This is a genomic window from Halotia branconii CENA392 (assembly GCF_029953635.1).
Lineage (GTDB): Bacteria > Cyanobacteriota > Cyanobacteriia > Cyanobacteriales > Nostocaceae > Halotia > Halotia branconii.
In genome coordinates this window covers 6,011,821-6,030,241 of the sequence record NZ_CP124543.1, presented here as the reverse complement: position 1 = coordinate 6,030,241, position 18,421 = coordinate 6,011,821, and the positions used below count along the sequence as shown (strand labels likewise).

17 protein-coding genes are annotated in these 18,421 nt (G+C 39.2%); 9 read left to right on the top strand and 8 right to left on the bottom strand.

Going from position 1 to position 18,421, the window contains the following annotated elements:
• Positions 1-6: 6 nt before the first annotated feature.
• From QI031_RS26440 to QI031_RS26430, 3 genes are all read left to right on the top strand, one after another.
• Positions 7-504, top strand: a complete 498-nt coding sequence (locus QI031_RS26440) for a Rab family GTPase (protein WP_281482551.1) — start codon at positions 7-9, stop codon at positions 502-504.
• On the top strand, positions 505-906 hold the full coding sequence (locus tag QI031_RS26435) for a hypothetical protein (RefSeq protein WP_281482550.1): 402 nt from the start codon (positions 505-507) through the stop codon (positions 904-906).
• Positions 907-1,085: 179 nt separating this feature from the next.
• Positions 1,086-2,225 (top strand): sensor histidine kinase, encoded by a 1,140-nt coding sequence (locus QI031_RS26430; RefSeq protein ID WP_281482549.1) that lies wholly within the window; start codon positions 1,086-1,088, stop codon positions 2,223-2,225.
• Between the two features lie 92 nt (positions 2,226-2,317).
• Here QI031_RS26430 and QI031_RS26425 read toward each other — a convergent pair whose 3' ends face one another.
• A complete protein-coding gene (locus QI031_RS26425) occupies positions 2,318-2,521 on the bottom strand; it encodes a chlorophyll a/b-binding protein (RefSeq protein WP_281482548.1) in 204 nt (67 codons plus the stop codon).
• Positions 2,522-2,563: 42 nt separating this feature from the next.
• Positions 2,564-2,767, bottom strand: coding sequence for a chlorophyll a/b-binding protein (locus tag QI031_RS26420; RefSeq protein WP_281482547.1), 204 nt, complete (start codon positions 2,765-2,767; stop codon positions 2,564-2,566).
• Positions 2,768-3,404: 637 nt separating this feature from the next.
• Between QI031_RS26420 and QI031_RS26415 the strand changes: the two genes are divergently transcribed.
• Entirely contained in the window at positions 3,405-6,527 is a 3,123-nt protein-coding gene (locus tag QI031_RS26415) for an MFS transporter (RefSeq protein WP_281482546.1), read from the top strand.
• Between the two features lie 66 nt (positions 6,528-6,593).
• Here QI031_RS26415 and QI031_RS26410 read toward each other — a convergent pair whose 3' ends face one another.
• The 3 genes from QI031_RS26410 to QI031_RS26400 all read right to left on the bottom strand — a co-directional run bounded on the left by QI031_RS26410 (position 6,594) and on the right by QI031_RS26400 (position 8,616).
• Complete coding sequence (locus QI031_RS26410; RefSeq protein ID WP_281482545.1) at positions 6,594-6,875, bottom strand: DUF2147 domain-containing protein; 282 nt, start codon at positions 6,873-6,875, stop codon at positions 6,594-6,596.
• Between the two features lie 54 nt (positions 6,876-6,929).
• On the bottom strand, positions 6,930-7,454 hold the full coding sequence (locus QI031_RS26405) for a Spy/CpxP family protein refolding chaperone (protein WP_281482544.1): 525 nt from the start codon (positions 7,452-7,454) through the stop codon (positions 6,930-6,932).
• A 295-nt stretch (positions 7,455-7,749) separates the two neighbouring features.
• The gene (locus QI031_RS26400) at positions 7,750-8,616 is read right to left on the bottom strand and encodes a hypothetical protein (RefSeq protein ID WP_281482543.1); all 867 of its coding nucleotides are present in this window, start codon (positions 8,614-8,616) and stop codon (positions 7,750-7,752) included.
• Positions 8,617-9,072: 456 nt separating this feature from the next.
• Here QI031_RS26400 and QI031_RS26395 point away from each other — a divergent pair, with 456 nt between their 5' ends.
• From QI031_RS26395 to QI031_RS26375, 5 genes are all read left to right on the top strand, one after another.
• Complete coding sequence (locus QI031_RS26395) at positions 9,073-10,311, top strand: sensor histidine kinase (protein ID WP_281482542.1); 1,239 nt, start codon at positions 9,073-9,075, stop codon at positions 10,309-10,311.
• Positions 10,308-11,003 (top strand): response regulator, encoded by a 696-nt coding sequence (locus QI031_RS26390; RefSeq protein WP_281482541.1) that lies wholly within the window; start codon positions 10,308-10,310, stop codon positions 11,001-11,003. Before QI031_RS26395 ends, QI031_RS26390 begins: the two co-directional genes overlap by 4 nt.
• A gap of 27 nt (positions 11,004-11,030) precedes the next feature.
• Positions 11,031-11,747 (top strand): class I SAM-dependent methyltransferase, encoded by a 717-nt coding sequence (locus tag QI031_RS26385; protein ID WP_281482540.1) that lies wholly within the window; start codon positions 11,031-11,033, stop codon positions 11,745-11,747.
• Between the two features lie 314 nt (positions 11,748-12,061).
• Positions 12,062-13,129 (top strand): glutaminase A, encoded by a 1,068-nt coding sequence (gene glsA, locus QI031_RS26380; RefSeq protein WP_281482539.1) that lies wholly within the window; start codon positions 12,062-12,064, stop codon positions 13,127-13,129.
• A gap of 19 nt (positions 13,130-13,148) precedes the next feature.
• A complete protein-coding gene (locus QI031_RS26375; RefSeq protein ID WP_281482538.1) occupies positions 13,149-13,775 on the top strand; it encodes a restriction endonuclease subunit R in 627 nt (208 codons plus the stop codon).
• Between the two features lie 39 nt (positions 13,776-13,814).
• On the opposite strand, the gene QI031_RS26370 is transcribed toward QI031_RS26375, so the two are convergent.
• The 3 genes from QI031_RS26370 to QI031_RS26360 all read right to left on the bottom strand — a co-directional run bounded on the left by QI031_RS26370 (position 13,815) and on the right by QI031_RS26360 (position 18,320).
• Positions 13,815-14,420 (bottom strand): Uma2 family endonuclease, encoded by a 606-nt coding sequence (locus QI031_RS26370; protein ID WP_281482537.1) that lies wholly within the window; start codon positions 14,418-14,420, stop codon positions 13,815-13,817.
• A gap of 61 nt (positions 14,421-14,481) precedes the next feature.
• Positions 14,482-16,437 carry an amylosucrase gene (locus QI031_RS26365; protein ID WP_281482536.1) on the bottom strand — a complete coding sequence of 652 codons (1,956 nt, stop codon included), beginning with the start codon at positions 16,435-16,437 and terminating at the stop codon, positions 14,482-14,484.
• Between the two features lie 218 nt (positions 16,438-16,655).
• A complete protein-coding gene (locus QI031_RS26360; RefSeq protein WP_281482535.1) occupies positions 16,656-18,320 on the bottom strand; it encodes a choice-of-anchor I family protein in 1,665 nt (554 codons plus the stop codon).
• Positions 18,321-18,421: the final 101 nt, after the last annotated feature.

The window sequence follows — 18,421 nt, the reverse complement described above, 5'->3', positions numbered from 1 at the left end:
CGATTTATGATCCAGAAAAAAATTTGTATGGTAGGTGCTTTTGCCACAGGTAAAACTAGTTTAATAGCAAGGTTTGTGCATAGTGTTTTTTCCGAAAGATATTATACTACTGTAGGTGTAAAAATTGATAAAAAAACTATAGAAGTTCAAGATAAGAAATTAAATTTTATTATTTGGGATCTTTATGGAGAAGATGAATTTCAAAAAGTCAGAACGTCATATTTACGAGGTTCATCTGGTTATGTATTAGTAGTAGATGGCACAAGATATTCTACTTTAGAAAAAGCTTTTAATCTGCAAATAAGAGTAGAAGATGCTATTGGTAAAGTTCCTTTTATTTTGGTACTTAATAAATGGGATATGACTAATGAATGGGAAATTGAAGATTCCGAAATAGATGCTGTTATTCAGAAAGGTTGGAGTGTGATTAAAACTAGTGCAAAAAATGGATTAGGTGTAGAAGAAGTTTTCCAAAGTCTTGCTAAAAAAATATTGGATGGATAGATGTCAGATATCCCCACTCCCATAATTAGTTATATTTTGAATTTTCTTAAAGAAGCACGTTCTTTAGCTTATCTGTTAGTCCAAAAAGATGGCTGTCTTTTAGCATGGGGCGGTAAGTTGGCAGCTTTCGGTATTACTAACCTCCGTCAAGGAGAAAATGTAGTAGAGCAAGTTTTTTTTCTAGAAGGTTTGCTACCGTTAGATGATATTTCACTATTTCTACCCCTCATCAAAATAGAGTCTGGGATTTGTACAGATATTCATATTTTCTCCTCTCAAGAAGGAGATTGGGTGTTGCTGTTGGATAGTACTGGAGATAAAAATTATCTCTCACTTATTCAACAAAATACTAATGACTATAGCTTGTTACAGGAAAAATTAACTAACAGACAAAATCAATAGTCAAGATTCCAAACTAATTTATTGTGGGTGTTTAAGTGAGTCTGCTGGAATAAATTAAACTACGTTAAGCAATGTAAAATTAGTATAATTGATCTCCTAGTAAGGACTTTATTCCTCGAAAAAGGGCTAAAGCTCTTACTACAAACTTTTTAAGTGTTTACGTTGTCCTACTTAATTTTATGAATGATTCTATACTTTCTGATATATTTGCCACCCTGAATATTCTTGTTTTAGAACGGGTTGATATTAATCTATTCAAAATAATTAGCAATGTACCTCCTTGGTTAGTACATTTTTGTCGTCAAAACTTTACGCCAGGTATGGATATATTAATACCTCAAGAAGAGTTTTCTTTTTTAGAAAACTTTCTCATTGATGCAGAGGAGTTTTGGCAAAATAATAGCAATATTAAATTGAGTTCAGGTCTATGGAGCGAGGTAGATTTAAATGGGGAAGAATGCCAATTGGAAGCTTATGCAATTTGTGTAGATACAAAAAAAATTTTATTAATCGAATTGTTGGGAGACAAATTTACAAATAAACAATATCTGATCCAAAAAGGTAGAGAAAATCAGTTAGATTATCAACGATTAATCAAAGATAATCAAAAAAAAGATGTATTAATTCATTGTATTATTCACGATATAGCAGGACAATTAAGTGCTATAAACTGCTGTCTAGCTCTTTTGGAATTTGAAAATTTAACACTTAAAGGAAAAGAATATTTAGAAATTGGTAGGAAGCAATCGACTAGACAAGAAATGCTAATTAGGGATATTTTAGATTTATTTTCAGCTGAAATGTTATCATTAGAAGCCTTTACAATTTCTCCTGAGATAGCACCTAGTCTTTTAAGTTCTGCACAAGAGGTGATTGAGCTTTTTAAACCTACTTATGTGCTTCACAATATGCAATTACAGCTTGCCAGTCAAATTGATCTTAGCGCAGACTGGAAAGTTGTTGCAGATAAATCGCGTTTGGATAGAGTAATCTCTAATCTTGTAGAAAATGCTTATCGCCATAGTCCTCTACATTCTACTGTAGTGATTGATTTACAAGCAGATGGAGAATATATTCTGTTTACTATAGATGATCAAGGTAGTGGTGTTTCACCAGAGATAGTAGATACTTTGTTTCAAAAATTTTCTCAAGGTAAAAATAAATCAGGTAGAGTAGGGCTGGGTCTTTATTTTTGCCGAATTATCATTGAACGCTGGGGAGGAGAGATTGGTTATTTACCAAATCCAAAAGGCGGTTCCAGATTTTGGTTCCGCCTACCTAGACCAGTTATGCAACAAAACCCAACAAACTTTTTTTAATAAATGTTGGGTTTCTTGGCATCAACCTAACTGATGCTTTGTAAGTTTTAGTAACGTTTCAATTACTGACTTTTTGCAACAAATATAAAACGTTAGTAGCCAACTAAGTGCAGTACATCACGCAAAACGCTGTAACCTGCTAAATCCCAAAGTAAGTAAGCTAAAAAGCCAATCATTGCTAAACGACCATTCCACAGTTCAGCTTGAGGGTTAAAGCCAAATATGAAAGCATTACGGTCAATGCCATTATAAGCTTTAGCATCAATTGGTAAATCGGTATTAGGACGAGTTTCCATGTTTATTTCTCCAAATTAAGTAAGTTTTTAGATATTTAATTTTTAGTAGCCAATTAAGTGCAGAACATCGCGCAGGACGCTATAGCCTGCTAAGTCCCAAAGTAAGTAAGCTAAAAAGCCAATCATTGCTAAACGACCATTCCATAGTTCAGCTTGAGGGTTAAAGCCAAACAGGAATGCATTGCGATCACGACCGTTGTATTCTGTAGCAATTGTGGGTAAATCTGTGGAGGAGCGAGTTTCCATTTTTTTTCCTCAACAATTCGTTTTGTTTCTTAACTTAACTTTAGCTATTTACAAGCAAGTTGCTTTCCGTCAATGGGTACAAACTACAAGCACTTCTTGTGGACGATGATTGTAAACTTATCAGTTGTGATAAATATGCCTTGAGAGGGTGATAAAAAATATATTTGTAAATAAATGTAAACCTTTGATTGTAATTCTGTCAGAAACCTATAATTTAAAAAAGTCTATTAGCGGCGATTAAGCAATTAGAAATTAAATATTGGCAAGCGATATTTAGTAGACTTTGCTCTTCATAAATCTATGCAAACTTAATGAATATTATTTTGTTAAATATCCAAACTTCTATCTAGCGCTAGATATGCTTTTCAAACTTGGGAGGGATGCATTGAAAGCCTAAATTCCACGATTCTGAGAGCTACAAGAGTTAGGTATTGTCATAGGTACACACATATAGTGATCGGATTTAATTCGGTGAATTACTCGTAGAGGCAGGGAACAGGCAACAGGGAGGAGGGAAGAAGGAATAAAAATGCACTAAGTTTTTTTCAAAAATCAAATAGGAGTCCTAATATATCCACAGTTGCTACTCACGAAATTCTTAATCCCCCCAAATTTTAACTTAGAAGAAGGAAATACAATGTTTCAAAGTACGGAAATTATACTGGGACTCTGCCAGCCATTATTATGGCTGGCACAGGCTCCAGTAATAGATCCCTCAGCTGTCACGCCAGCACAGGCATCGGTTCTCACCTCTGGGCCACGTTTTTTTGTCGCTTTAATCTCCGGTGTCATCCTGGCTTTTGCTTTCCAATTAGTATTGACCAATCTTTCCGTCGCAGCTGGTATTTCCTACATGGGACATACATCTGATTCGGATTCAGATAATGGGGAAGTCGGAAGTTTGGGCGGCACGATTCGCAAAATTGGTACAGCAGTAGGGATTTGGACATTAGTCACTGTGACGATCGCCTTGTTAATTGCTTCTTTTTTGGCGGTCAAACTCAGCCTCTTGGTTTTAGATCCCAGACTAGGAGCAATTCTGGGGTTAGTAATTTGGGGTGCATACTTTTTACTTTTGATGTGGGTAAGTTCCACTACCGTTGGTTCTTTAATTGGTTCGGTGGTCAACACCGCCACTTCTGGCTTTCAGGCGATTATGGGTACAGCTACCGCTGCAATGGGCGCAAAAGCCATTAACCAGCAAGTAGTAGCCACAGCTGAAGCTGCCGCCGCCGCTGTCCGCCGAGAAGTAGGCAGCGCTATCGATCCTATGAGTATTCGGGAGAACGTAGAAGATTATCTAGAAAGACTACGTCCCCCCGAACTAGATTTATCGCAAATTCGTAGTGAATTTGAAAGATTAATCAAAGACCCACAATTGCTAGCAATTGCGGGTAGTCCTGATTTACGCAACATTGATCGTCAGAAGTTTATCGATTTAGTTAGCAGTCGTACTGACCTTTCTAGACGAGACATTAACCGCGTTTCTGACACACTGTATAACGTCTGGCAACAAGTAGTAGGGCAGCAACAACCAGTGCAAGACCGCTTGGGTGAGTTGATGGACTACTTAAAATCACTGCCATCAGGACAAACTAAAACAGATGAACTCAACGCCAAATTAGATCAGCTAGCAGCTGAAATGCGCTCGTCTAAAGAAGCTGATCAAAAGGCAACTCCAGGACCAATTCAACAAACAATCCAGCAAGGAATCTCTGCTTTGACTGGTGTTGTATTAGGACGAGCAGATTTGTCAGATTTGGATGTCGAAAAGATCTTGCGATCGCTCACCACTGCCAAAGACAAAGCCACCGAACAAGCAGATAAACTCGGCTTACCTACACCATCGCAACCCTACAGTCCAATTCGGGCTGATGCCGAAAACTACCTGCTGAATACCTATGCTTGGCAACTGAGTTCCGAAAGAATGGCTGAGGAATTTCGTGATGTGATCTACGACCCAGCCGCCGATCCTGGTACAGTCCGCAGAGAACTAGAGCGACTTTCTCGCAACGATTTCGCCAAAACCTTGCAACAGCGAGGACTGTTGACCCAAGGTCAAATTCAGCGGATTACAGAACGGCTAGAAATTGTCCGTAAAGAAGTGCTAGTCTTAGTCACCGCTGAAGAAGAAAGAGAAATCGTCCAAGACTTACAACGTGCGGTAGAAAGTTATCTGATCGTCACAGCAAAAGCAGATTTGACCCCAGAAGGAATTGAACATAACTTTAAACCTCTGTTAGCAGATCCAGACGCAGATTATGAAACCTTATCGCGACGATTAGCACAACTTGACCGCCAAGAAATGCGGAGAATATTACTACAACGTATTGATATTCAACAATACGAAGTAGACAACATTCTCAACGAATTAGAAAAACAACGCGATCACGTTTTAATTGAATCCAAAGGACTAGCAGAACAGGCACAATTTCAAGCAGAAAGTTTGTGGTTAAATGTAGAATCATATCTGCGTAACACTGGTAAAAGCGAATTAAATCCTAATGCGATCCGTGCGGATCTGAAAAAGCTGCTGGAAGATCCCCAAGCTGGAATGACAGCAATTCGCGCTCGATTGTCTCGCTTTGACCGCGATACCTTGGTACAGGTGTTAAGCCAACGACAAGATTTGAGCGAAGAACAAGTTAATCAAATCATCGATTCTGTTGAGGAATCTTGGCACAGCATTCGGCATACACCGCAAGCTTTAGCCGAAAAAGCAAAAGAGCAATATGACTCTGTTACCACCACGATCGCTGATTATTTGCGAAACACTGGTAAAGCAGAACTCAATCCCGAAGGGATTCAGCGAGACTTCAACAGACTATTTGAAAACCCCAAAGAGGGATCTGTCGCTTTGCGTCGTCGCTTATCGCAAGTAGATCGGGATACTTTGGTGAAATTGCTCAGTCAACGCCAAGACTTGAGTGAAACCCAGGTCAATGAAATAATTGATTCTGTGCAAACATCAATTCGCAACGTGATCAAAGCGCCCCGCCGCCTCGCTACTCGCACCCAGCAAAGAGTGCGAAACTTCCAAACTTATTTAGAAGAGTACCTGCGACAAACTGGTAAAGAAGAACTTAATCCAGAAGGGATCAAACGGGATGTGCAGTTATTATTGCATGATCCCCAAGTAGGGATGGAAAGTTTTAGCGATCGCTTATCTCATTTTGATCGTTCGACAATTATTGCTCTGCTAAAAATTCGTGAAGACATGACCGACGAAGAAGCAGCGCAAATTGCCGATAATATCATTTCGGTACGCGATCAATTTGTAGAACAGGTGCGGAGTATCCAAAGACGGATTCAAGATGTAATTGATGGAGTTTTTGCTCGTATCCGCTACTACCTCAATTCTTTGGAGCGCCCAGAACTCAATTATGATGGCATCAAGCACGATGTCCGCACATTTTTTGATGATCCCCAAGCTGGGTTTGATGCCTTACGCGATCGCTTATCTTCATTCGACCGTGATACCCTAGTGGCAATCATGAGTTCTCGTGAGGATATCTCCGAGGAAGATGCTAACCGCATCATCGACCAAATTGAACGGGCGCGCAACACAGTTTTACAACGTGCAGAACGCATACAACATGAAGCGCAACGTCGCTTAGAACAGGTGAAACATCAAGCACAACGGCAAGCAGAAGAAACCCGCAAAGCCGCAGCCACAGCAGCTTGGTGGTTATTTGCCACAGCAGTCGTCTCAGCTATTTTCTCGGCATTAGGAGGAGCGATCGCTGTAGCACCTTTGTAAGTTCACAAGTTATCTTATGTTAAAAAAAGCCCAGACTTTACCAAAAGGTAAGTGTGGGCTTTTTGTTTAACAGATAGTGCATTTGACATCTTTAGTTTCTTGGCCAAGTGCTATCCAAATAATTTTTCCATTGTAGATACCGTTATTCTGATAGATTTGAATGCGATATTTATCTTGAGCTTGCCAGATTCCCTCAATTGATAAAGTCGATTGTTGAGTGATGATTTGAGTTGAGGTTTGAAGTTTTGGCACTTCGGTTTTAACAACTACAGCACTAGCAAATACATTGGAATAAAGTAGTGACGTTACTGAAATTGCCAGCGAGAACACTTGTTGTTTAATGTTCATAATTGACTTGGATATTTAAAGTGAAAAAATATGGTTAGTTTAGTCAATTGACTTTTAACTTTCTGGTGGAATACCAATTGGTACATTTCCATTAGGAAACTGACCAAAACCTTCTGGTGGTAAACTCCCTGGAGGATTTTGCTTGTGTATTTCCTCCAGGCGATCGCGTAGTTTTTCTTGTTGTTCGGGTGTGAGAATTTCAGAGATTTTTTGCTTTTGTAATTCCATGATTTCTTGAATTTTTTGCTTTTGGTCATCAGATAAATTTAGTGACTGCATCGCTTCTGGTGGTTTCTTACCTGCTGCAAAAGCTTGTCTTAAAGTATCGCGTTGCTCGCTTGTGAGAATCTCATCAATTGCAGACTTATTTTCTTCTTGAACTTCTTTTAGTTTGTCTTTTTGCTCTTGGGTTAAGTTAAGATCCTTAAAAAAGCTTTGTTGTCCCTGTTCTCTACTAGGAAAACCTTCTTTTTCGGGAAATTGACCTTGATTTGGTGGAAATTGTGCGTGTAGCGCAGATGCAATTGTAGTAATAGCTGCTGTGGTAAAGATTAGCACCGAGAAAAACCTGAATTTCATACGAACTCCTGAGCATTTTATTGAGGAACTTTGCTTATTTGTTCCATGTTTTCATCATATAAATCTCAGTTAGAACGCACATGGTACTATGTCTCTAATTTTGTTCAGTACTTTAGTCCTATTCACTTAATTGCCAATATGAAATTAAAGATTGTGGCTATCAGGATGAAATTCAAAAATTAGGTTTCTAAAACTCTTTCTTTCTACAACTTTTGATATCAAAATCTTGTAGAAACTAGCAATTGCTAGTCTCTACATCTGGATTCATACCGCAATTCAGCAAGGTCTAAAATACCTACCTTTGCAAGCGGGGCGAAAAATTGTCTTTGCGTTGACCGTTCTGAATATCGACAATGCTGTAAACATGAACCCCGATATAACCAGGGCCAGTCGGGCCCCACCCATCGGTGCCACCAGTTAGACCGCCATTGATGAGATTCTGGACAAGAGGGCCAAGCGCACCTACGGCCATCGCCCGCACACTTGACCAGTGGAGAAGATTCATATTACGGCTTCCATCAATTGCTTCATGGAAAGTAAAGTCTATGAAGCCCGCAGAGGTGTTCGGATTGGCTGCTGTACCAGCTTTCCGCATGAGAGCTGTTAATTCCTCTTGTCTGCGGCCTTTCACCACCACTGCTTCGTTGATCCCAACTCCATCGTCCATACGGAATTGAGCATAGTAACCCGGCGGTGGGGTACCGTTGGGACTGCCACTGGCACTTTGTTCCAGTGGTCTAACTGCGTAGTCGTCAAACCGCGCAGAGGCCAATTGCAAAGACCGAGCAAGTGCCATTAAAGTTGGATTCGCACGTGCAGCTTTATATTGCCCTTCAGTTTCAAACTGGTAGTAAACCACTATCCGCTTCAAATCGATATCAGCCAGTGTCATGCTGGCCCGAAACCCATCTTGAGAACCAATAGCCCTAATCATCTGGGCTACCTTGATTTTATAGTCAGCCGTTACCTGGTCGTCCTTGGTCTCAAGAAAGATAAAATGCGTTACAGGTGCATAACGACTTGGGTCAATGATGAAGACTGGTCCATATTTGTCCTTGTCTGCGGATTGTCTGAGGTTATCTCGATCCATATTTTGTGCCTGGGCTTGGCTACTCACGAAAACAAACATACCCAGTAATGCTGTGCAGAGTACTTTTTTCATTTGCATTCCTTTTTTGTGACGATATGGATTTAGTTACTGTTTATATTTGACGCTGTGGAACATTTTTTCCACCTAGCTATCGTATAAATACTGACTAAAATTAACATGGTACTAACGCTCTAATTCGATCCGGTACTTTAGTCCCAGTTACAAGTAGCAAAAATAGTACCAAAGACTCTGGATATCGGCATTTAATATAGATTTAAATGAGATTCCAAAGCCATGATTCATGCCGTGGTTATTAATGGATAGACATAATTCAGAATAGGCAGTTTGACAGTATTGAAGAATTGAGATAAAGAAGATAGGATATTTTTCAACCAATTCTCTTGATTCTCAAATGCCTCTGTTTATTGCTGAATTATGTTAATCCTTTTATAAATTCTTGCTTTTGATTTTTTATTTCAAATTTTTAAAGTAAAGTAAGAAATAACTATTTTAAACTGATAATTTAATATGAATTTAATTTTTAAATTAAAAAGAAATATAAAACTCGAACAACATCCACTGCGCTTATTGTTATATCTGGAGTGGACTCTTTTTGGTATAGCCGTAGTTATCATGAATCTTCCTCCCATCAGAAATTGGAGAAGTTCTGTTCAAGTTAATCCTCTTTTATTAATTTTAAGTATTGCTATTTTTGGGATATTAGGCTTAAGGTTGCCCAATGGCGATCAACTATCAAAAATAATATATACCTTCATCCAATTATTCTTAATTTTATTAATAAATATTGGAGCAGATAACGGCTTTGGTTTTTCACCTGTGTTACTTTTGGTTGTAGTGATTCGCAGTCTTTCAGTATTTAAATTATCTGGAAGTCTACTAGTAGCTGGTTTAGTTTTAATATGTTTTATTTTTACTTTAAATACTTTAAGTTTTCCGCCTAAACAACCACCACCAGAAATGTTGCAGGGAGAAAACTTGAGAAATCTTGTCTGGATAATAAAATTACATTTTGTGATGTTATTCAGCTTAATTTTAGTGTTTATTTTACTTTTAGTTAATGCATTATTTGAACTTGCTCTCGCTCACAGGCGTTTGCGTGAATATGCTTTGCGTATTGAAGACCAAGCAACACTACAGGAACGCAACCGCATCGCCCGCGAAATACATGATGCTTTGGGACATTCACTAACAGCACAAAGTATTCAACTTGAAAATGCATTAGTATATTTAGAATCCAACATGGCCAAAGCCAAAGGCTTTTTATTAGAAGCCAGGCAACTTAGCGCTAATCTTTTACAAGAAGTTCGCTATTCGGTGACAGCATTACGCTACGATCCTTTGCAAGGTAAATCTTTAGATGCTGCAATTAAACTTTTAATTTTAGATTTCCAAAGTAGAACCCAAATTACTCCCGATTATTCCCAGTGTGACATCCTATCTGTTCCCCAAGAATTAAGCATAAACAGAACAATTTACCGCATTCTTCAGGAAGCTTTAACCAATGTTTCCAAGCATAGCAAGGCAACTGAGGTTACAATTGCTATACAGGCAACCAAAGATTCATTTTATTTGCGTGTAGAAGATAATGGTATTGGATTTGACCCCGATCTAAATACCAGAGGATTTGGAATACAGGGAATGCAGGAAAGAACTTCTGCACTTGGAGGTAAACTTTCAATCGCTAGCAAACCTCAAGGAGGTTGTTATCTGATGGCTGTATTTCCATTATCAAGCTTGGAATCATGATTCGCATTTTATTGGTAGATGACCAAACAATTATACGGCAGGGTATAAAAAGTCTGTTAGAGTCACAAACTGATTTTGCAGTAATTGGAAATGCTGAAAATGGTAAGGTAGCCATAACTCAAGTTGAGATACTACAACCAGATGTTGTATTAATGGATGTACGAATGCCGATAATGGATGGGGTTGCCGCAACCAAAGCTATTTGCCAGCAATTTGCAAATATTAAAGTATTAATTTTAACGACTTTTGATGATGATGAGTACGTATCTCAAGCGATAAAATTAGGTGCAAAAGGCTACTTACTCAAAGATACGCCCCTAGAACCATTAGCTAATGCTATTAGGTCAGTGTATGCCGGACATACCCATTTAGGACCTGGGTTGCTAGAGAAAATAATTACCCCTGTTTGCGAGTCTACTGCTTCAAACACCCCAAATATACCACTTGAATTTGCACAACTGACTCCCAGAGAAAAGGATGTTTTACGATTGATTGCATTGGGTGCTAATAACCGTGAAATTGCCCAGTCTTTATTTATTGCCGAACGTACCGTCAAAAACCACGTTACTAATATTTTAATGCGGTTAAATTTACGCGATCGCACTCAAGCCGCAATTTTTGCCAATTCGTTTTTGCAGTTCTTGGATGATGAAACGGCATTAGTGAAACAGAATACAAAGCGATATTATTGACACAAAGTACTAAAAAATATCAACTGAATGTCTAAAAAGCCATTTTCAAATCTCGCAAGCAATATTCATAACTCAGACAAATGGGACGAGAGGATAGCACAAGTAGCATATCGCTTTAACCAACAGTATGAAGGTAACACTTTTGAACTACCAGCAGAAGTCCAGGAAATGCCCATCTATCAAGAATGGATTGCTGGTATATTAACAGGCAGAATTGTTTCTCCCTTTTGGGAAATTGCTCAACCTCAAAAAAATCAAAACTGTTTGGATCTTGGCTGCGGTGTCAGTTTTTTAATATATCCTTGGCGAGATTGGCAAGCGTTTTTTTACGGACAAGAAGTGAGTAATATGGCACGGGATACTCTCAATTCTCGTGGTTCGCAGTTAAATTCAAAACTGTTCAAAGGTGTAGAGTTAGGCCCAGCTCATCACTTAAATTATTCCATAGACCAGTTTGATCTAGCGATCGCCACGGGATTTAGCTGCTATTATCCCCTGGAATATTGGGGTGCTGTATTATTAGAAGTCAAACGAGTTTTAAAATCGGGTGGACAGTTTGTATTTGACATTCTCAATGCAGAACAGCCCTTAGCTGAGGATTGGGCGGTTCTAGAAACTTATTTAGGGGCTGAGGTATTTTTAGAACCGATAAAAGAATGGGAAAAAACGATTAAAACTGCTGGCGCTAAGATAGTTAGGCGACAATCAGGGGAATTATTTGATTTGTACAAAGTGCAGTTTTGAGAAGATATAGCGCTTCTGTCTAATAAGGAAAAGGGGCTAGGAATTAGGGGCTAGGGACTAAAGTGGTGTATTTCATTCATTAGAAAACCGCTGTATTTAAAATACTACACTTACTAATATCAATTCTCTATAAACTTACACTTAATCATATCCTTTTCTTTCTTGGCGTTCTTGGTGAAGCAGTCCGGTCTTGGGGGTTTCCCCCATGAGGAACTGCTGAACCCGTAGGGCGGTTCGTAATTACAAAATTTAGTGTATCTTCATGAAGAATTGGTATAAAAACCTTAACCTCGCATTAAAAATTGAAAAAAATTATGGTTGACACAAGCGATTTGCGCTCATTCACTAGTTCAATTCCAACGGTAGCTTCGCCATTTCATTCTTATCTAAAAGATTTATACGAAAAGCATAAATGCCTTAAAAAAGGTATCGTCGCTAACTATATTCCCGAACTGGCATTAGCTAAACCAGAATGGTTTGGTATTTGTATAGTCACAACAGAGGGTAAAATCTTCGAGGTTGGAGATTGCGATCAATTATTTACAATTCAATCGATTTCTAAACCATTTGTCTATGGTTTAGCATTAGAAGATCGCCGGCCAAAAGAAGTCTGTAAAAAGGTCAGTGTTGAACCGACAGGAGACGCATTTAACGAGATTGTTCTTGATAAAAAAACGAATCGTCCCTATAATCCCATGATTAATGCAGGTGCGATCGCCACTACTGATTTAATTAAAGGTAAAGGAGCTACTGAACGTCTCAAACGTCTGCTGGAAATGTTTAGCCGCTACACTGGTAGAGAACATAATATTAACGTTCCGGTATTTCTCTCAGAAAAAGCCACAGGCAATCGCAATCGAGCAATGGCTTACTTGATGCTTAATTTTGGCATAGTGAGCGATCGCATTGAAGAAACTCTCGATCTTTATTTTCAACAATGCGCGATTTTGGTAAATACCCGCGATTTAGCCATGATGGCTGCTACTCTTGCCAATGGTGGTGTTAACCCGATTACCAAAGTACGAGCAATTGATGAGCGTTATGTTAAATATGTGATTAGTGTCATGCTGACCTGTGGCATGTATGATTATTCTGGCGAGTGGACTTACCGAGTAGGAATACCTGCTAAAAGTGGCGTAGGCGGGGGAATTACTGCTGTTGTTCCCGGTAAGTTGGGGATTGGGACTTTTTCACCGCCTCTGGATGCCAAGGGAAATAGTGTTAGAGGTATGAAAGTCTGCGAAGATCTTTCCCAAGACTTTGGTTTGCACCTATTTAATTTTGCCAAGCCAAAATATATATTACAAGATTGGATTGAAAATACAGCAGAAGCAGAGAAGGCAAAATATGACAGGCTACAGTTAAAGGAAGGAATCGGTTAAAGACCAGCGAAAAGCGACCATGCAGACAATTCCAGCAAGAGACATCAACCTTCGTTACCTGATAGACAACTTCGGCATTCAACTAGTCCAAGAACCTGACTTTTTCTTTGAGTGGCAACGCGATTTGTCAGAACTGACCAACTACGATAAACAACTGCTCGATAAAATTAAACAAGGTTATTTCAACCTGCTTAATTATCCACCCTTACTAGAAGGAATGGTTCGTCAAGCAATAACTGATCCGTTGCTTTTTATCGGTGATTTTTACCTTGCACCATTCTACGTCAAATCGGAAGAATCAATTGATATCGAAGTCCCAGACAAAGATATTATCGTCAAAGGTCGCATTGATACTTTGGTTTTGCGCGACCAACTTTGGGTGATGATTATTGAATCAAAAAAAGCATCATTTTCAATTGAAGCCGGACTAGCACAAATACTTGCGTATATGCTTGGTAGTCCGACTATTAACAAGCCGACTTTTGGAATGATTGCGACGGGTAGTGAATTTATTTTTATCAAGTTAGTTAAAGGTAGTACTAATCAATACGCAACATCAAAAGTTTTTTCAATGCGTAACCCCGGTAATGATTTGTATGATGTTTTGAAGATTTTTAAAAAATTGATTAAAATTGCGATCGCTTGAACTTGCAAACATCAGAATTACGAATTGTGAAGCACCTTGTTACCAAATACTAATTAAATTCAATACAAAACCAGATAAAATATCTTCTCCACTTAATGTTGAAGGATTATTTAATTCCTCAACCGCAGTTTCTGGGCGATAAATATAAACTCTGCGCTCTTTTCTATCAATTAACCATCCCAATAAAGCACTATTATTAATATATTCAAGCATCTTTTCTTGCAAATCTTTCAAGCGATCGCTTTCCGAACGCAATTCAATTACAAAGTCTGGACAAATAGGAGCAAATTTTTTACGTGATTCGGCTGGTATTGCTTCCCAACGTGTCTTTTTTATCCAAGCAGCATCAAAAGAACGTACAGCACCGTTGGGTAATGTAAAACCACCACTAGAACCAAATCCTACACCCGTACCATCTTGCTTAGTCCACAACCATAATTGTCCTATTAAATCAAAATTGCGTTCTTCAGTTTCCGAACCCGTAGGAGACATAATCACAATTTCTCTATTGGCTTTGCGTTCGATGCGAAAATCCTTATTTAGCTGACAAAAGTCAAATAATTGGTCATCCGTCATGTTAATAACGGGATGAAATTTTAACACCGTTGGGGTAATTTCTGTTGCGATTGGTAGTTGTGCAGTCATTTTCAACCTCACCGATTGATCTTTCTCCCCTGCCCCCCTGCCCCTCTGCCCCTCTGCTTTTTCACGTCTCTGTTAGCCAATAAAATTGATATCCTTCTACAGTAATACGACCATCATATTGCTCTGGTTTTATACCACTATATAAATCAACAAACTGACCATAAATGTTGAAGCCTGTATTTCTAAGTGAATCTAAATACAAGTATTGTGGATTGGCATCAAAGTTGGCGACGACCAGCACTTTTTCTGATGGGCGTTGATGATTGAAACGAATAAAACATAGCAAGTGTTCATTTTCGAGGTGCAGCAATTCACGGTTATTAAAATCAGCAAATGCAGAAATTTCTTTACGGATAGCAATCATTTTTTTCGTAGCACTGAATACTGTATATTCCACCGTGCCTTGTTTTTTGCGTAAGTCGGCTTTTTCCCAATTGATTTTAGGGCGGTGTACCCAGCGATTGTCGTTGCTTTTACTTGGGTCATCAATATAGCTGTAATCATTGAGTACAGCGATCGCATCGCCATTATAAATTAGAGGGATGCCTCCAAAAGATAGAATAATTGCGTGCATTAATAAAATTCTATTAATTGCCTGGGCAATCAAATACTCATCAGCAGTTTCTAGTGCAGATTCTAATCCAACCAAAGAAGCTAATGAACCACAAATACGCGCATCTCCTGTAGCTTCATTAGGCATGAATACTAGTCCCTTAGATGATGATGCCTCAAAGTGACCGCTTAAGTAATCAACTAAAAATTTTCTATGCGCTCTCGGTTCATAACCAACTACGCGAATATCGTGATCGTCAAAACCAAAACCAATGTCATCATGACAACGCACATAGTTTAGCCAAGTAGCGCGTTCTAATTTGTTAGGTAAACTTTTGATGCCTTGGTAAAGTAGCTTAGTGTTTTTAGTGGCGACTCCATCCCATAATAACGCCATTAAAGTAGCGTTATAAGCAATTTCGCATTCTTTGGCGGCGATCGCATCCTCGCCGAAATACTTAATGACTTCCACAGGGGCAACTATTGCTTCGGCGATAAACAACACACCGGGCGCAGTCACTTGACAACAATCTTTCATTAACTGCAAAATTAAATGTGCTTTGCGCTCATTTTGGCAAGAAGTACCGATCTTTTTCCATAAAAAAGCCACAGCATCGAGTCGCAAAACATCTACGCCTTGATTTGCCCAAAAAAGAATGATATCGAGCATTTCAATAAAAACTGTGGGATTGCTGTAATTTAAATCCCACTGATAGCTATGGAAAACCGTCATCACCCATTTTTCCATCTCGGCATTCCAAGTGAAATTGCCCGGATCTGTCTCAGGAAAAACTTCTGGCATGTTTTGCTCAAACATATCAGGGGTTTCTCGGTTTTCAAAAATAAAATAGTAATCTTGAAAATTGCGATCGCCCATCTTCGCTTTTTGCGCCCATTCATGTTCGTCAGAAGTATGATTGAGTACAATATCCAAAATGAGCGAGATATCACGCTTTCTAAACTCCTTAGCAATCCGGCGGATATCTTCTAAATCACCAACGCGATCGTCAATTTGTCTAAAATCACTGATGGCATAGCCCCCATCACTTTGGCCGTTAGGACACATCAAAATTGGCATAATATGCACCATATTGATGCCTAGCTCTTGAAAATAGGCTATTTTGTTCTCTAAATCTGCCAGATTTTCTGCAAAACCGTTGGAATAAAGAGCCATCCCTACCCATTTTTGTGACAAAAACCAATTGTGGTCTTGCTCACGTTGAATATCCAATTGCTCTAACTCTGGAGAGCGATCAATATAGCCTTTCGCCATTGTTTCAACTAGCCGTAACATTTGCAGTTGAAAATCATCTCGATGCCCGTATAACGTAAAAAATAGCGAATGAATAGCGTAAAAGTTTGCACCCAGACGGGTATAAAAATGCCGTAAATCTTGCCGACGAATTTCTGGCTTTAAATCATCTAGTATGGAATTTAACAGGGAGTGAGAAATTTGTTCGTACATAGTATTTATCTTAAAATTACCCTAAAACCCACATTTCGCAGGTTGAAATAGAGATTTAGATATTTTTTTAAACTCGAAAATCCTTGTCAGATAAGGATCTTACCATGAAAAGTACCTATTAATATCATCACTTTTCCACAAGTCTGCAAGATCCCCGACTTCTTCAAGAAGTCGGGGATCTGACTACCATAAGTTACCAAATTTTATGCGATGAACTACTAGTACTTGCGCTTAAATTTCAGGATGCCCATTGCACCAACTGTTAGTAAGCCAAAAATAGCTCCAGGTTCGGGAACAGATTTCGTCTCTATCGCGAAGATTGTTGTTGTACCACTAACTTCATTAGCCGTAACCAATAACGGCTTGCCATTAGGGCTATTGGTAGCGGAGATAAAAAGTAAACCTTCTGGGGCTAAGTCTTTGACAGCCGGGTTAGTTTCGCCATTTAAGGTTGTTTCAGAGGTGAAGTCGCGATTGTTTACGTAGTCTATAAAAACAGGATTCAAAGGATCGGTAATATCGTAGGTCATTACACCTCCGACACGTTCCAATCCCACAAAAGCGTAAAAACGACCGTTAATTTCGGCAATTTTCACGTCCTCTGGTTCTGGCCCCTTGTCATCACTGCGAGTATCAAAGTTGTTCTCATCGTTATTAGAGTTAAAGAAATTAGGTAAGCGTTGGGCAGTAATTTGCTCAAAGTCGTCGCCACTGTCGTAGACTTGCTTGAGTGTTTTAGTAGCCTCGTCCCACTCTAAAATAGAGAAGGAACGACCTCCAAAAGCGTAGATCTGCTCAAACAGACCATCGCCATTGCTATCGCCCAAAGTATTGGTTAGTGTCAGGCGACCCAGATTTTCCGGTAGTTTTAGCTCATCGGCGTTAGGGAAGGCGTTCGAGTCTAGCTGATAAGCATTATTTCCTAATCGTACCTCCTCGCTAAAACCGTCATAATCGCGGGTATCACCTTCATTGGCTGTAACAATGTAAGTCTTACCATTGACAGTATAAGAAGCGATCGCATCGGGTTGATACATACCTAGTACAGGCCAGTTAGCAATATTAATAGCGTCATCGCGATCGCTAGCATCGATGCCATTTCCTGGCTGGTTATAATCTTTAAAGCCTAAAGGGATAATATTGGTAATCTCATTCTTCATCAAATCTAAGACTGCGATCGCATTGCTCTCTTGCAACGACACCCAAGCCTTAGTAGAATCTTCAGAAACGGTGATATATTCAGGTTCTACATCCTGTGCTACGGTTGCATTAGGCCCAAAAACCCGTACTCCGGCACTTCGTAACTGAGCAATTTGGCTATTGAACTGGCTAAAACCAGCATTGATTACACTATAATCCGCCAGATTAATAATACTGACTGAGCCTTCAGGGTCAATCGTATAGTCATCATTAGGTTCACCTTCATTTGCCACCAGTACGCGGTTGCCATCTGGTGTAAAAGTCAGCATGTCAGGTAGGGAACCTACGTTGACAGAATGAAGAAAATCGCCATTGACATTAAAAAACACAGCCTTACCAGGATCTTGAGGAACCACTGCCTCAACCGCTGCTGCTAGCAAGCCATTCTTAAATGCAACACTGTTAGCTCCTCCACCGAATGGCGTGATATCTATATTAAATAGTAGTGATGGTTTAGTAGGATCACTGATGCTGATCACATCGATAGTTTTCGCTCCTCCATTGACCACAAATAAACGTTGGGTCAGCGGGTCATAAGTCGGAATTTCAGCACCCCCCTCATCAAAGAATCCTGTACTATAAGTGCCGAGAGTTTTGAGCGAAACTGCCTCAGCAGGAGCTGTCATTACTCCTAATAAAATGGCAGATGGAGCAATAAAGGCGATAAGCTTTTGGATGGTCATAATCTCAACAAATAATTGAACGCTTAGTTTTTAGATGTCAGACGCGGTATACTCATAACCGCAAATTGAGCGCACGAAAAAGCACCACTTAGCTGTAAAGT